Source organism: Vagococcus jeotgali (assembly GCF_035918315.1).
GTDB lineage: Bacteria > Bacillota > Bacilli > Lactobacillales > Vagococcaceae > Vagococcus > Vagococcus jeotgali.
Map to the genome: position 1 here is coordinate 552,821 of NZ_CP142146.1, position 14,369 is coordinate 567,189.

Below are 14,369 nucleotides of genomic sequence, written 5' to 3' on the forward strand. Positions count from 1 at the left end.
AAAAAGAGGCTTACACTACGGGAGTGTGGGCCTCTTCTGATTTAGGCTCTTTGTCAAATGATGTGGATGAGTAAAATTAAGTGAATTTAGGCAGCAGAAACCGAATGGTTTTTGCTGCTTTTTTGTTTGTCTTTGAAACTAAGTAAAATTCTGTATTTATAGTTCTGAAAATTTCTATAGCCGTAAGCTATTCGTTTGATTAATTTAATTTTGTTTATGGAACCTTCTAAACAACCATTTGAATAAGCGTATTTAAAGGTGTTTTCAATTCTTGGTAAATGCTTCTTTAGTGTTCGAATCGAGGTTTTCATTGGAATAGAGATATCTACGTTAGCTAATAATAATAGATCAGAAAAAGTGTCAAAATCATTGTTTTTACTACAGTATAATAGTTCTTGATAAAGTTTATAAGTTTCTGATAACTCTTTGTTTAAGCTAAGTAAATAATCCATGACATCTGTTTCAGGTAAAATACTCTTAAATAAACGCTGATAACGATAATCTGTATAATTCAATTCATTAGAATCTTTTAAAAAGAGTTTCCAATATTTTTTTAGTTTTCGATAATTTTTCATGTCAGTTACATTCGATGTGCGATAACGATTCATCGTCTTAATTCTAGTTATGTTTAAAGAACGACTGATAAGTTGAACTAAGTGAAAGCGATCAATAATCACCTCAGCATTAGGAAATAGCCTTTTGGCTAATTTAAAATAGGCTGCATTCATATCAACGACAATTGTTTTTACTTGGCGACGAACCTTTAGAGAGTACTTAAGAAAGTGTTTCTCTAGTGTTAGCTTTTTATTATCAATGAGAATATCGATAATTTGGTGTGTAGAGGAATCAGAGTAAATAAAACTGTACTTGCCACTATTGTTTTTAACCGAAGTAAATTCATCAAAACAAAGGTTTTGAGGTAAATATAAAAATTGATTAGATAAGTCTTTACCACCAGATACTAAAATTCTATTAATCGTTGTTGATGAAACAAAATGTCTTTTAGCTAAATCTTTAAACGAGATAGCATCACTTAACTCAATAAGAATTGATTGCTTCACTCTTTTAGCGATAAAACAATGTTTCTCAATTTCTGAAGATTCAGCTAGAAAAGAGGAGTCACAATGACGACAAAGGAATCTCTGTTTCTTTAATAAAAGATAGGTTGGGTAGTGAGCCACACTTAACCACTTTATTCGAGAAGAAATAAACCCATTTTTCACAATAGAAAATTGTTCATTTTTAATGCCACAACAAGGACAAGCTGAAGGAGTGTAAGTAAGAATACCTTTATAAATCTTGGATCTTATCCCTTTAATAAGCTGTTCCTCACAAAAAATAGAATCGAAATAAATATTTTTATCTTTTAAATCTAGCGATAGTCGAATACAATGGTTATGAGACATACGAATCTTCCTTTCTAAAATTTGGTTTGGTCACTTTAATTTTAACGGGAAAGTTCGTATGTTTCTATTATTTTGTAAAAAAATAGATGCGAATGAATTTCTTCATCCACATCAAAAATTATACAACCCTGATTTATCAATATAGCGTTGACCGATAAAACCAATTGAAATTCCTATAATAATGGATATGATTCTTAAAGGAATTAATTTAAAATCTGAAATATTTGTTAGAAAGTGAATAATAAGTAGTGCCATAGGAGTGGTGATCATTAGAACGTAAGCGTAATTTGTTTGAAAAGCAAATACAATTCCGATGTAAATCAAGCAAATTAGGGCAAATTCCAATGAGTTAGTAAGTGGTAACAGAGCTAAGATTACCATTAAAATTAAGCCAACTGTTGAACCGATAACATAATTTTTTGTATGAATAATTTGATCTTTCACAGAAGGGCTAAACATATTAGCAGCACACGAGATAGTTAGCCAGTTATAGTCATGGGCTGGGAAAAATAAATTAATAGCAAAATCCAAGCTCATAAAGACAGTATACTTAATACTAACATGTATAAGCCTTATGTTAAGTGGCTTAACAAATAATTTATTGGCTTTACTTGGGACATCTTTTTCTGTGAAATCAAGAATAGTACTAACAATAATAGCTATGATGATACCAATTGCTAGGTGATTCGTTTGAGTTAGTAAGTCTTGTAAATTGTCGACTTTAGATGTACCAGATAAACTAATAATCATCATAATAAAAAAAGGACCTGTCTTTGACACGGTATTTAGTTTTGATAGGTATTTGGACAAAAAGGCAGTTAGAGCAAAAAAGACAATCATAACAAGGGGGGAGTGTTGATAATACCCAATTAAGAAATAGGCTAATAATGTTATAATACCGTATAGGCCAACACTTTTTGTCCCTTGAAACCCAACTCCTTTTTTATGATAGTTTCATTTGTCAAATTAAGCTAGACAAAATGTCATTGTCTACATAGCTCAAAAATACTTCTAATGGTGTTTTATAGTTTAATGATTTTCTAGGAATATTATTTCTTTTGGATGCAACAGATTGAATGAAAGATTCATCAACTTCGTTGAAATCCATTTTCTTAGGCAATCCATCCTTACGCAATAGCCCATTAGAATTTTCATTTAAACCTCGTTGTGAAGGTGTACCAGGGTCAGCAAAGTAGATATCAATATCATTTAAGTTACTGATAGATTTCCAGTTAGAAAATTCTTTGCCACAATCAAATGTGATAGATTTAAACAAGTGATTAGAGCATTTTTTTAACTATTCATTTAAGCTATTCTCAATATCTATAGCGTGTCTCCCTGTTGGCTTTAAGGTAATAATAACTTTTGATAACCTTTCAACTAATGTAATAACAGCACTTTTATGATTTTTCCCAACAATAGTGTCACCTTCTAGGTGACCAAATTCACTTTGAAACTCGTTATGCTCAGCGTCTCTCTGATGAATGGTTTGTTTAAATGCTTGTTTACCTCGTTTTTCTTTATGCCCATTAGGTTTTCTTTTACCTTTCATTGGTAAAGTTGTGGAATCAAAAGATTCACGCGAGAACAATCTATAAAGTGTCCGAACAGAACAAGAAATAGAAATCTCATCATGACCGATAATCACGTCAGGAGTCCATCCTTGAGCCACTTTGTTTTGAATATATTTTGTTTCATTATCAGGTAAAGAAATAGGACGCCTTCCACATTTCTTTTTATTTTTTTTGTATCTTTGATAGTAATCTAGAATAGATAATCCCTCATTTAAAGCGTTGTAAACATTATAAATAGTTTGTCTTGATCTTTTTAAAGTATCAGCAACATGTTTAACTTTTTTAGCTTGGTGATAATAAGATTCTATTAAAACAAGCTCGTCTGTAGTAACATGTATATAGGTCATTTGTGATCACTCTCCTTGTTTTCTTTCGTCGGAAATACAATTTGGACAATTTGAGTGTATCACAAATGATTTTTTTATTTGTCTAGCTTAATTTTACAATCGGCGAATAGAAAAAGATGTTTTAGACTAGCATTTTTCTGACTTGAGAGCTAGTCTTAACATCTTTGAGTTAGTTTTGTGACATATGTCCTTGTCTACGGAAGGTTTGATTATGGTGCTGATTCTGTTTGTGATGGTTTCGTTTGTTTCCATTTCCGTGACATCTTTGATTGCTTCCTTCTTGGTGAGATTGTCCGTAATTCTGATTGTCTTCCATCATACTACCATAACGTCCTGTCTGCTCATCTTGTTTATAAGTTTGACTTTGAGATGTATTAAAGTCTCCTTCGTTCCCATTTGAAGCAAGGACCATCGTTGTTGTTGTAAAAATCGATAACCCAGCTAGCACACCAATTATTAATTTTTTTTTCTTTGTCATGATAAATCCTCCTATTTGTCTGATTACTTAGAAGTATACAAGGTAATTGTGTCAAAATTGTGTTATAGAAAAAAATATCTTTTTGTACGAAAAAATAATGGAAAACGCTTTTTATAAGATGTATGATGGTTATAGGTATTATTTATTAGGAGGAGTATTGGATGAGAGAACATACAAAATTATTACATGGGTATCCAGTGATTGATAGTTATACAGGAGCAGCATCAATACCAAAGTATCAAGCATCAACATTTAATCAAGAAAATGTCTTTGAGCAGCAAGATTATAGTTATACAAGATTTGGCAACCCAACAGTGACGGCACTTGAGGAGGGGATAGCTGTACTGGAGGGAGGAGAGTATGCTTTTGCCTTCTCATCAGGTATGGCAGCTATCTCCACGGTATTATTATTATTAAAGGCTGGAGATCATATGATTGTCCCACTTGAAGTTTACGGAGGAACTTGCCAGTTTATTAAAGATATTTTACCTAATTATGGTATTAAGGCAACATTTGTTGATTTTCAAGATATGGTAGCTTTAAAAAAAGCAATTCGTCCGACAACTAAAATGATTTATATGGAAACACCATCGAACCCTTTATTAAAAGTAACAGATATTAAAGCAGTTATGGAAATTGCAAAAGCATATGATTTGTTGACAGCAATCGATAATACATTTATGACTCCACTATATCAAAAACCATTAGAAATGGGAGTTGACATTGTGATTGAAAGTGGAACTAAATTTTTAAATGGACATAGTGATGTCGTGGCTGGTTTTGTAAGCGTTAATGATAAGGAATTAGCTGAAACACTACAGTTATACCAAAAGTCTTTTGGTAATATTTTAGGAGTAGAAGATGCTTGGTTGATTTTACGAGGTATGAAAACAATGGGGATTAGAATGGAGAAAAGTGTGAGTAATGCGACTGAAATAGCTGAATTTCTATCACATCACCCAAGAGTTAAACAAGTATACTACCCAGGACTATCAACTCACGATATGCATGAAATTCATATGAATCAAGCAAGTAATGGTGGTGCTGTATTGTCTTTTGAACTAGCTGGAGAAGATGAAGTCGCTACAGTAACCAAACATTTATCTATTCCTATTATTGCAGTTAGCTTAGGTGGAGTGGAATCTATTGTATCTTATCCTTGTACTATGTCTCATGCTTGTATTTCAGAAGAAGAGCGTATTAAACAAGGGGTCACCAAAGGGTTGTTACGCTTATCTTGTGGTATAGAAGATGTTGCAGATCTATTAGAGGATTTAGAGTCTGCACTTAACTTATTGAATTAGTCAGTTGATACTGATTTTTTTACTTTATCATGTATTATGAGTATCATAAAGTGAAGAAGAACCAAGGAGGCTTTATGATGACAGCTAAAAGTGAAGATCATGATAAGATATTAGGATTAGAAGTGGGAGCAGATGATTATATTATAAAGCCCTTTTCTCATGAAGAGATGCTAGCTAGAATTCGGGCGATTATGCGCCGTGTTGATATAAAAGATATTAAAAAAGAGCAACTTGACTGACTCATTATTGATAGAGATACAGGGCAGGTGAGCGTAGATGAAGAGGTTGATTCATGAGAAAAAAATTAGTTTATCGTTTGATGATGACTTATTCTTTACCCCTTTGAATAAAGATAAAAGTCAGCGCCTATTTTTGTCACAAGTATCTCATGAACTGAGAACACCTGTGATGATTATTCGGAATTCCTTAAAGTTATTAAGTGATGATCATTTTTCTTCTGAGTATGAACGAAATGAATACGTCATACAGATGACACAAGAGATGTTGAGATTGGTTCAGCTCTTAAAAATCTTAATGGATAATAGTGTGAAATATAGTCCTAAAAAATCAAGTATTAGGCTGACTATTTCTGATGATCATGATAATTATTGTTTATCGGTAGAAAATGAAACCACAAAAGTGATGAGTCAATCAGAGTTAGAGGAGTCTTTTGAAGCCTTTAAGCGTGGGTCTGATAATCAACATATTGATGGACATCGCCTAGGTTTAACGATTGCTAAACAGATTATTGAACGACATAAAGGGAATATTCAGATAGAGTTTCTTAGAGATCATATACTTATCATATCTATTTGTTTATCTAAATACCAAGGAGAAGTCAGTTAAATGCTAGACTTCTTTTTTGATTATTTAAAAAACAGACAATTTAAAATTTTAATAATAAATGAAAAGACTCTAATATTTTCTTTAATTTATAACTAAATTACAGTATACTGGGTAGTTGAAGTCACGTGAATAAATTGATGACAATGATAAATATTTTTTTATGAATAGGAGAATATAATTATGTGTGGATTCGTTGGATATATTAACCAACCTAATATTAGTGAAACAACAATAAAACAAATGAGTGATCGCATTGTACATAGAGGGCCAGATGATGAAGGGTTCTATCAAGATGACTTTATCTCAATGGGATTTAGACGTCTGTCTATTATTGATATTGATCACGGGCAACAACCGATGTCAAATCAAGATGATACAAAAGTTTTAACTTTTAATGGGGAGATTTATAACTATGTGGCACTTCGTGATGAGTTAAAACAAATGGGTTATGAATTTAAAACGGATGTCGATTCTGAAGTGTTAATTCATGGGTATGATGCTTGGCAAGAAGGTTTATTAGACCGTATTCGTGGTATGTATGCTTTTATTATTTATGATAAAGTGACAAAAGAAGTATTTGGGGCTAGAGATCATTTTGGTATTAAACCACTTTATTACTACAAGGATGAGGAAACATTTTTATGGGGTTCTGAGATTAAAGGATTTTTAGATCACCCATCATTTATCAAAGAATTAAATGAAGAATTATTACCTATGCATTTAAGTTTTGAATACATTCCAAGTAATGAGACAATGTTTAAAAATGTCTTTAAATTAAACCCAGGTCATTATTTTACTTACAAAGATGGGGTATTAGAAACTCATGAATATTACCATTTTGAATTTGATGAAAATAGCAAGATGACTATGGATGAAGCTAAAAAAGAAATTATTGAGATAGTTGATGAGTCTGTTAAAAAACATATGATTGCAGACGTTGAAGTTGGTAGCTTTTTATCTAGTGGGATTGACTCAAGTTATATTTTAAATGAAGCATCCCAAGATAGAGACATCCAGTCATTCTCATTAGGTTTTGAAGATAAAAACATTAGTGAATTAGAGTGGGCGCAAGAATTTGCTAAAGAAATTGATCAAAAAAATACAGCGATCATGATTAATGACGAAGACTTTTTTGGGATTATTCCAACTGCTATGTATTATATGGATGAGCCTTTATCAAATCCATCTGCGATTCAATTGTACTTTTTATCAAAAGAAACAAGTAAACACGTTAAAGTAGCATTATCTGGTGAAGGCGCTGATGAATTCTTTGGTGGTTATAATACTTACTTAGAAGCTGGTTCTTTCCAAAAATATGAGCGTGCCACAACAAAGAGTATGCGTAAATTATTTGCTCAAACAGCAAAACGTTTACCACATTTTCATGGACGTCGTTTCTTAATCCGTGGGGCACAAGATATTAGCGAGCGTTATTACCGCGTAAATTACGCTTTTAACGAATCAGAACGTAACGAATTATTAAAAAATCCACGTTATAATAGATCATCTGCTTCTTATGTGAAGCCATTATTTGATGAGGCTAGAAGTAAAGATGATGTGACAAAAATGCAACACTTTGATATTCATGCTTGGCTTGCTTATGATATTTTACATAAGGCTGATCGTATGAGTATGGCAAATTCACTAGAGGTTAGAACACCTCTTGTTGATAAAGAAGTGGCTGCTGTAGCTAAAAAAATGCCGACAAACACACGTGTTGATATGAAAGATGGCATTACAAAAATTGCTTGGCGTGAAGCTAGTGAAAGTAAATTACCAGATCGTATTGTGAATCGTGAAAAATTAGGATTTCCATCTCCTTTAGCATCATGGTTAAAAGAAGATAAATACCAAGAGTTATTGAAAGAAGCATTTAATTCTGATGTTGCTGAAAAATACTTTAATGTAGATTATTTAAATCGTTTGTTAGAAGAGCAAAAACAAGGTATTGCTAATATGCAAAAAATCTTTACGATTTATACATTTATTACATGGTACCGTGTCTACTTTATTGAAAATTAATTTAGCTAGCCACATAGAAGGGAACAGATTAAATTGACAAAAAAACAAGATTTTATCCCCGTATTACTAGGTGGAGATTTAAATTTATATGGAATGGCTAGATCATTTCATGAGATAACTAATAAACCAGTTAGAACGATTGCCAGTGCGTCAATAGCACCTACAAAATACACAGATATTTTAACAATTGAGGTAGTGCCTAACTTTGACACTGATCCAACATTCATTGAAACGATGCGTGAGGTTGCTAAAGGTTATAAGGACGCAAAGGTACCTGTTATTTTAATGGGGATGGGAGATTGGTATACGGATTTAATTTCTAAACATTTGGAAGAATTATCAGAAACCTTTGTTTGCCCGTATATCGATAAAACATTAGAAAAAAAATTAGTTAATAAACAAGATTTTTATGAGATTTGTGAAACGTATGACCTACCTTATCCAAAAACAAAAATCATGACAAAAGAATTAGTTGAAAAAGGTGAAGAAGCGAATCCTTTTTCTTACCCAATTGCTCTAAAACCAGCCAATAGTGTGTCGTGGAACGACTTCACTTCACCTATCAAAGAGAAAGTCTATATTATTGATAATGAAGCTGACTACACTCGTGTTGTAAAAGGGATTTATAGCGAAGGTTATGAAGATAATATGATTTTACAAGAGTTTGTTGAGGGCGGAGAGAGCCCTATGCGTGTATTAAATGTTTATGTGGACAAAAATCATCAAGTGAAAATGATGTGTTTAGGTCACCCATTACTTGAAGACCCAACGCCTCTTGGTATTGGTAATTATTTAGCGATTATGCCAGCTTATGATCAAGTGATATATGATAAAGTTAAATTCTTCTTAGAAGATATTAAATACACAGGATTTGCTAACTTTGATTTAAAATACGATATCAAAGACAACACGTTTAAATTCTTTGAGATTAATTTAAGACAAGGTCGTAGTAGCTTCTTTGTCACCTTAAATGGCTTAAACCTAGCAGAATGGGTCGTTCGCGATTATATCTATGATGATTTGAAAGATAGTGAGCCGATTTATGCCAATATCCCAGAAGATAAGGGTATGTTGTGGTTAAATGTTTCCACAGATGTGTTTGAAAAGTATGTACCAGAAACAAAAGAAAAAGATGTTGCTAGAAACATGATTCAAGATAAACGTTTTGGCTATACTTTCTACTATGAGGGCGATAAAAGCTTAAGGCGATATATTTTGCTTCAAAGAATGTTTAGATATTATAGAAAAGTCTTTAAAAAATATAAATAAGTGAGGAGGTTGTATGATGGAGCATTTCTTTACCGTGATTGGTGGTATGGGAACCATTGCGACAGAGGTCTATATAAAAATGTTAAATAGAAGTACACTAGCAATAAAAGATCAAGAATATTTAAATTATATTTTAGTTAATTATGCCACCGTTCCAGACAGAAGTTCATATATCATGGATCCAGAACATAAAGAAAACCCACTACCTCACTTATTAGATACGATTGAAACACAAGCAACACTCTCACCAGAATTCTTTGTGTTAACATGTAATACGGCTCATTATTTTTATGATCAGTTACAAGAAGCAACAAGAATTCCAATTTTACATATGCCAAAGTTAGCTGTTGAAAAGGTTAGTGCTGATTATATCAAGGGGACTCGTGTAGGTATTATTGGGACAGAAGGTACGATTAAAAATAAAATCTATGATCCTTTTATTGAAGAAGCTGGATTTAAAGTAATTCATCCTACAGCAAATATTCAAAAAAAGGTCAGTCATCTTATTTTTGATAAGATTAAGAATCAAAATGTACTAGATCATGATTTATATCATGAAATATTAGATGATATGTTTCAAGAGATGGATTGTGATGTGATTTTACTAGGATGTACTGAGTTATCTGTTATGGAAGAAGCTGAGAATCAAAGTAATCATCACGTAATCGACCCCCAATTTGTATTGGCACAAGAAACAGTTAAAAGAGCATTAGCTTATAGGTAATTTAAAATGATAAAAGTGCATCAAGTACGAAAATTGTGTTTACATTTTTGTATTTGATGTCTTTTTTACTGTAGATTTTTTAATCAGAATAAAAAGGAGAGATTGATATGACGGTGAAGGAAAAAACACTGATGATGCTTGAGAAAAATCGTGATATGTTTTTTTCAGGAGAAAAGTTAGCTGAGGAGATTGGTGTTAGCCGTAATGCCATTTGGAAAGCTATTAAGCAACTTGAAGTAGAAGGGTATAAAATTGAGGCAGTACGTAATAAAGGATACCGACTAGACCAAGAAAATAATGTGATTTCTTCTCAGGGGATAAGACTTTATTTAAATGATACTTTTAAGCATTTAGATATTCAAGCCTTTACAGAAGTGACATCAACTAACGATGAGGCTAAAGAATTAGCTATGGCAGGTGCTACTCACGGTACATTAATTGTGGCAAACGAGCAGACAAAAGGTCGTGGTAGATATGGTAGAAGGTTCGAATCCCCAAAAGATACGGGTATTTATATGAGTATTATTTTAGATCCAAAACAATTGGGAAGTATTCCTAAAGAGTTGTTAACAGCATATGTCGCTGTTGTTGTATCAGATGTATTATCAAAGTTTAGTCAACAAGAAGTAGGAATAAAATGGGTTAATGATTTGTTTATTAAGGGGAAAAAAGTCGCTGGAATTTTAACAGAAGCATCAACTAATCTTGAAACAGGGGATATTGATTGGATAGTCGTAGGGATTGGTATCAATGTTTCAACAACTACTGAAAGATTTTCAAAAGATATTCAACATGTAGCGACGTCACTTTTTAATCAAGAAGTTTCCACTTTAATTAATCGAAATGAACTCATTGCAGATTTGGCCAATCAATTGTTATCTGATACCAATGAGAAGAATCTAAGTGAGGTCATGGAATCTTACCGTCATAAGTCAATTGTGATAGGAGAGGTGGTCAAGTTTCAATTAGGAGACATAGTTTATGAGGGGGTAGCTCAAACAATATTAGATGATGGCTCACTTGTTATTAAAACAACACAGGGTGAAGAAAAGCAACTTCGTTTTGGAGAAATTTCAATCAATATTTAATTGTCACCTTTTATTTTTTTTTAGTTGACATTATTTTTTCCTAACGTATAATTTAAAAGAAAAAGGAGAATGATAATGACAACTTTAAATACACCCAATCTGACAAAAGTCGCTTTAGCTACAGCTTTGATTGTAGTATTTTCTCAAATTAGTATCCCTATGCCATATGGTGTTCCAATGACGTTACAAACCTTTATTATCCCTTTAGTTGGTATTATATTAGGCAGTCAGTTAGGGGCTTTATCTGCTGTGATTTACCTATTACTCGGTATGATTGGCTTACCTGTTTTTTCTGGTTTTTCTGGAGGAGCTAGTCTTTTAGGACCTACTGGGGGCTTTTTGATAAGTTTTCCTATTTTGGCTTTTTGTGCTGGCTGGGGTTGCGGGGGTCACTCTAGAACGAAATTATATAGTGGCCTCATACTTGGTATGACACTTAACTTTTTAATTGGCTGGTGGGGGTTTAAAATAGTCACAGGAAGTAGTAGTCTTGTTGCTTTTAATGCCACTGTGCTTCCCTTTATACCAACAACAATAATCAAAATTATTTGTATCGGTGTTATAGGAGAAAAACTTAGTCGGACAATTAGAAAAAAAGTTTATAGATAGTTATCAAAATCCCTACCGCCCTTTATAAGGGTAGTAGGGGTTTTAGGTTAATCGTGAAATTCTTTTAATAATACTTTCCTTCCATTTAAAGGTTGTGTTTTTCGCCAATTCCGTTTGTGGTGACTCCTTAGTATCATTAATTGTTTTAGTGACACCTGAATAGGCTGTTTAAATAAATACCATTCGACATTTTCTGTTAACGGAGGGGTAGTTAGGGAACCTAGATAATGATAATAATCAGACTTAGTTGGCAGTAAATCATATAAGTTTATATGATGGATTTGTTTAGATAAATTAATATTATCTAGAATTTTTTGAAAGGTTTCATTTTCTTCTCCAATTTCAGCTAAGACACTTAAAACTGCTAATCTACCAGATTGAGATTCATGAACAAAATGAATTTCTAATGGTGTATGTATGCCATCAATAAGATGTTCACTATGTGAGTGAAAATGAAATTGTTGAAGTGTAAAAAAACGTTGATTGATATTAGCTGTTCCATGAGCAAACCCTTGAATAACATTTCCTGTATCTACGATAGCATCAATGGTATGTGAGTATGATAATTGAATTAAGCCAGCATCTTGCATAGATATCACATCACTTGTTTTTATATTAATTGGTGATTGCAAAAGTGCTGTTTCACAACACCAGTTTTCTTGATTTTTATATGACCATGTTGTCATTTTTTTATTTAAAGCCCTCATAAAAATAACCCCTCTATAATAAATTAAAGTGATTGTATCTTAAATGAACTAGGAAAGACAAGTAATAGGGTTTGTTATTTTTTAACTTAGAAAAGAATGGATAAAAGAAAATTATCTGAAAAAATGATATAATGAAAGTAATGATAATGCCAAAGGAGGGTTCTGAATGAGGTATTTAACAAATAATATTCGACAATCCTTTAGATTTTTGAAACAAACAAGCCAGTATTTTAAGAATGTTGTTTTGATGAATGGTTTTATTCTTTTTGTTGTTGCTCCCTTACTAGTGACAATAACTCGTTTTATTTTACAAAGAGGAGATATTCCTTACCTGTCTTATGACACTATTGGGGATATTTTTTTTCATCATCCTTTTGTCTTACTTAGTTTGCTTATTATGCTAGTCCTCATTTTATTGATTTTGTATTTTGAGTTTACGTTTTTACTATTAACGATGTATTTTATTCAAAAGAGACAAAAAATATCTTTAGGATCTCTTTTAAAAGAGACGATGAGACATTTAAGAAAATTTAAAGTAAGTAATTTTTTTGCTTTTTTATTTTACTTTTTACTACTAAGTCCCATAGGTTGGACCCAGTTTAATTCTGAATTGCTTTCAAAAGTAAAAGTCCCAATTTTTATTGTTGATTTTATTTTTGAAAATAGAATCTCAATTATAGCTGTGTTTATAGCTTTATATGTGGCTCTTTTGTATTTAGGGATTCGGTTGATTTTTACTCTCCCTTTGATGATTTTAAATGATGATACCTTTAGAGTAGCCAGTCGTTCTAGTTGGGAAAAAACTAAAAAATCATTTTTAGCGATTTTAGGTCAACTTATCTTTGTAGCAGGAACGATCACTTTAGTTGTTCTTTTATTTGATACTGGTGTGATATATGTTCAGTATTTAGTGGATGCTTTTTATCCAAGTCAAGCCTTAAAGGTGGCGATTCTTTTATTAACTATTCTACAAATTATGTGGGTCATTAATATGGTCTTATCAACTATTGGAATCTTTTTTGTGACGATATCATTTATGGATTCTCGTGGTTGGTTACCTGAACTTTCTAAAGAATTCCTTGATAAGACAAAGAGTAAATACCAATCAACAACAAGCAGAGTTACTAAACTATTGATTAGTATAGGGTTAGGAGTGATTCTATTATTCGGCGTTCTTCGTTATAATACACAATTCTTACAAGATCAATACCTTAGCCATCCTATTGCTATTTCTCATAGAGGGGTAGATAATGGTAATCATGTACAAAATTCATTGGAGTCATTAACTTTAACTAGTCAAGAAGCACATCCTGATTTTATTGAAATGGATATTCAAGAAACAAAGGATAATCAATTTGTTGTGATGCACGATTTTAATTTAAAGCAACTAACTGGGATTAAAAAAAGACCAAAAGACTTAACGTTAGAAGAGTTAATTAAATTAGATGTTCATGACAATCAACAATCAGCTAAAATAGCTTCTTTTGATGACTATTTTAAACAAGCCAATGATTTGAATCAAAAACTTTTAATCGAGATTAAAGCTACAAAAGATGATAGTGATGATATGCTTGAGCGTTTTGTCCAGTTATATGGTAAGATGATTCATGAAAATGGGCATGAGATTCAGTCCTTATCTTTTGATGTTGTGACAGGTCTTAAAGAAATTGATGATAGTCTTGTCGTAGGTTACATTATGCCCTTTAGTATTGCAGGTCCACCGGATGGGGAGATGGATTTTTACTCCATAGAATATACAACCTTAACAACCAATCTAGTGAAGTCAATTCATCAACAAAATAAACAACTTTACGTATGGACTCCAAATGATGAGGAGACAATGACTAGGATGATGTTTTACGGGGTTGATGCTATCATCACAGATAGGGTAAAATTATTAAATTCGGTTAGAAAAAAAGAACAAGTAACCTATGCTGATAAATTAATTTACTTTTTAGTAGGAGTAGGTTAGATCTTACAAGAGAAGAGGTGTTT

Annotated in this window: 12 protein-coding genes and 2 pseudogenes; 9 read left to right on the top strand and 5 right to left on the bottom strand. The window is 32.2% G+C overall.

Going from position 1 to position 14,369, the window contains the following annotated elements; genetic code table 11:
* Window positions 1-86: 86 nt before the first annotated feature.
* From VSF34_RS02840 to VSF34_RS02855, 4 genes and pseudogenes are all read right to left on the bottom strand, one after another.
* Window positions 87-1,406: an ISL3 family transposase gene (locus VSF34_RS02840; protein ID WP_326717582.1), complete on the bottom strand. Its 1,320-nt coding sequence runs from the start codon at window positions 1,404-1,406 to the stop codon at window positions 87-89.
* A 111-nt stretch (window positions 1,407-1,517) separates the two neighbouring features.
* Window positions 1,518-2,186 carry an FUSC family protein gene (locus VSF34_RS02845; RefSeq protein WP_326717583.1) on the bottom strand — a complete coding sequence of 223 codons (669 nt, stop codon included), beginning with the start codon at window positions 2,184-2,186 and terminating at the stop codon, window positions 1,518-1,520.
* 181 nt (window positions 2,187-2,367) lie between these two features.
* Window positions 2,368-3,327, bottom strand: a pseudogene (locus VSF34_RS02850) (IS30 family transposase).
* A gap of 169 nt (window positions 3,328-3,496) precedes the next feature.
* Window positions 3,497-3,805, bottom strand: coding sequence for a hypothetical protein (locus VSF34_RS02855; protein ID WP_326717584.1), 309 nt, complete (start codon window positions 3,803-3,805; stop codon window positions 3,497-3,499).
* 161 nt (window positions 3,806-3,966) lie between these two features.
* On the opposite strand from VSF34_RS02855, the gene VSF34_RS02860 reads away from it, so the two are divergent.
* From VSF34_RS02860 to VSF34_RS02895, 8 genes and pseudogenes are all read left to right on the top strand, one after another.
* Window positions 3,967-5,109 (top strand): trans-sulfuration enzyme family protein, encoded by a 1,143-nt coding sequence (locus tag VSF34_RS02860; protein ID WP_326717585.1) that lies wholly within the window; start codon window positions 3,967-3,969, stop codon window positions 5,107-5,109.
* 74 nt (window positions 5,110-5,183) lie between these two features.
* Window positions 5,184-5,271: pseudogene (locus VSF34_RS02865) on the top strand (DNA-binding response regulator); the annotation flags it as partial.
* Window positions 5,272-5,385: 114 nt separating this feature from the next.
* Window positions 5,386-5,955 carry a sensor histidine kinase gene (locus tag VSF34_RS02870; RefSeq protein ID WP_326717586.1) on the top strand — a complete coding sequence of 190 codons (570 nt, stop codon included), beginning with the start codon at window positions 5,386-5,388 and terminating at the stop codon, window positions 5,953-5,955.
* 180 nt (window positions 5,956-6,135) lie between these two features.
* Window positions 6,136-7,977: an asparagine synthase (glutamine-hydrolyzing) gene (gene asnB, locus VSF34_RS02875; RefSeq protein WP_326717587.1), complete on the top strand. Its 1,842-nt coding sequence runs from the start codon at window positions 6,136-6,138 to the stop codon at window positions 7,975-7,977.
* A gap of 93 nt (window positions 7,978-8,070) precedes the next feature.
* A complete protein-coding gene (locus VSF34_RS02880) occupies window positions 8,071-9,246 on the top strand; it encodes a carboxylate--amine ligase (RefSeq protein WP_326718007.1) in 1,176 nt (391 codons plus the stop codon).
* A 16-nt stretch (window positions 9,247-9,262) separates the two neighbouring features.
* Entirely contained in the window at window positions 9,263-9,970 is a 708-nt protein-coding gene (locus VSF34_RS02885) for an aspartate/glutamate racemase family protein (protein ID WP_326717588.1), read from the top strand.
* Between the two features lie 107 nt (window positions 9,971-10,077).
* The gene (locus VSF34_RS02890; RefSeq protein WP_326717589.1) at window positions 10,078-11,058 is read left to right on the top strand and encodes a biotin--[acetyl-CoA-carboxylase] ligase; all 981 of its coding nucleotides are present in this window, start codon (window positions 10,078-10,080) and stop codon (window positions 11,056-11,058) included.
* Between the two features lie 75 nt (window positions 11,059-11,133).
* Window positions 11,134-11,667, top strand: a complete 534-nt coding sequence (locus VSF34_RS02895; protein ID WP_326717590.1) for a biotin transporter BioY — start codon at window positions 11,134-11,136, stop codon at window positions 11,665-11,667.
* Between the two features lie 47 nt (window positions 11,668-11,714).
* Here VSF34_RS02895 and VSF34_RS02900 read toward each other — a convergent pair whose 3' ends face one another.
* Window positions 11,715-12,374, bottom strand: coding sequence for a carbonic anhydrase family protein (locus VSF34_RS02900; protein ID WP_326717591.1), 660 nt, complete (start codon window positions 12,372-12,374; stop codon window positions 11,715-11,717).
* A gap of 166 nt (window positions 12,375-12,540) precedes the next feature.
* Here VSF34_RS02900 and VSF34_RS02905 point away from each other — a divergent pair, with 166 nt between their 5' ends.
* Window positions 12,541-14,346, top strand: coding sequence for a glycerophosphoryl diester phosphodiesterase membrane domain-containing protein (locus VSF34_RS02905; RefSeq protein ID WP_326717592.1), 1,806 nt, complete (start codon window positions 12,541-12,543; stop codon window positions 14,344-14,346).
* Window positions 14,347-14,369: the final 23 nt, after the last annotated feature.

Bases quoted from the DNA above. Each gene is read 5' to 3' on its own strand.
- VSF34_RS02885 (WP_326717588.1), top strand. From the start codon at position 9,263: ATGGAGCATTTCTTTACCGTGATTGGTGGTATGGGAACCATTGCGACA.
- asnB (WP_326717587.1), top strand. From the start codon at position 6,136: ATGTGTGGATTCGTTGGATATATTAACCAACCTAATATTAGTGAAACA.
- VSF34_RS02840 (WP_326717582.1), bottom strand. From the start codon at position 1,406: ATGTCTCATAACCATTGTATTCGACTATCGCTAGATTTAAAAGATAAA.
- VSF34_RS02890 (WP_326717589.1), top strand. From the start codon at position 10,078: ATGACGGTGAAGGAAAAAACACTGATGATGCTTGAGAAAAATCGTGAT.
- VSF34_RS02870 (WP_326717586.1), top strand. From the start codon at position 5,386: ATGAAGAGGTTGATTCATGAGAAAAAAATTAGTTTATCGTTTGATGAT.
- VSF34_RS02900 (WP_326717591.1), bottom strand. From the start codon at position 12,374: ATGAGGGCTTTAAATAAAAAAATGACAACATGGTCATATAAAAATCAA.
- VSF34_RS02855 (WP_326717584.1), bottom strand. From the start codon at position 3,805: ATGACAAAGAAAAAAAAATTAATAATTGGTGTGCTAGCTGGGTTATCG.
- VSF34_RS02880 (WP_326718007.1), top strand. From the start codon at position 8,071: ATGGCTAGATCATTTCATGAGATAACTAATAAACCAGTTAGAACGATT.
- VSF34_RS02860 (WP_326717585.1), top strand. From the start codon at position 3,967: ATGAGAGAACATACAAAATTATTACATGGGTATCCAGTGATTGATAGT.
- VSF34_RS02905 (WP_326717592.1), top strand. From the start codon at position 12,541: ATGAGGTATTTAACAAATAATATTCGACAATCCTTTAGATTTTTGAAA.
- VSF34_RS02895 (WP_326717590.1), top strand. From the start codon at position 11,134: ATGACAACTTTAAATACACCCAATCTGACAAAAGTCGCTTTAGCTACA.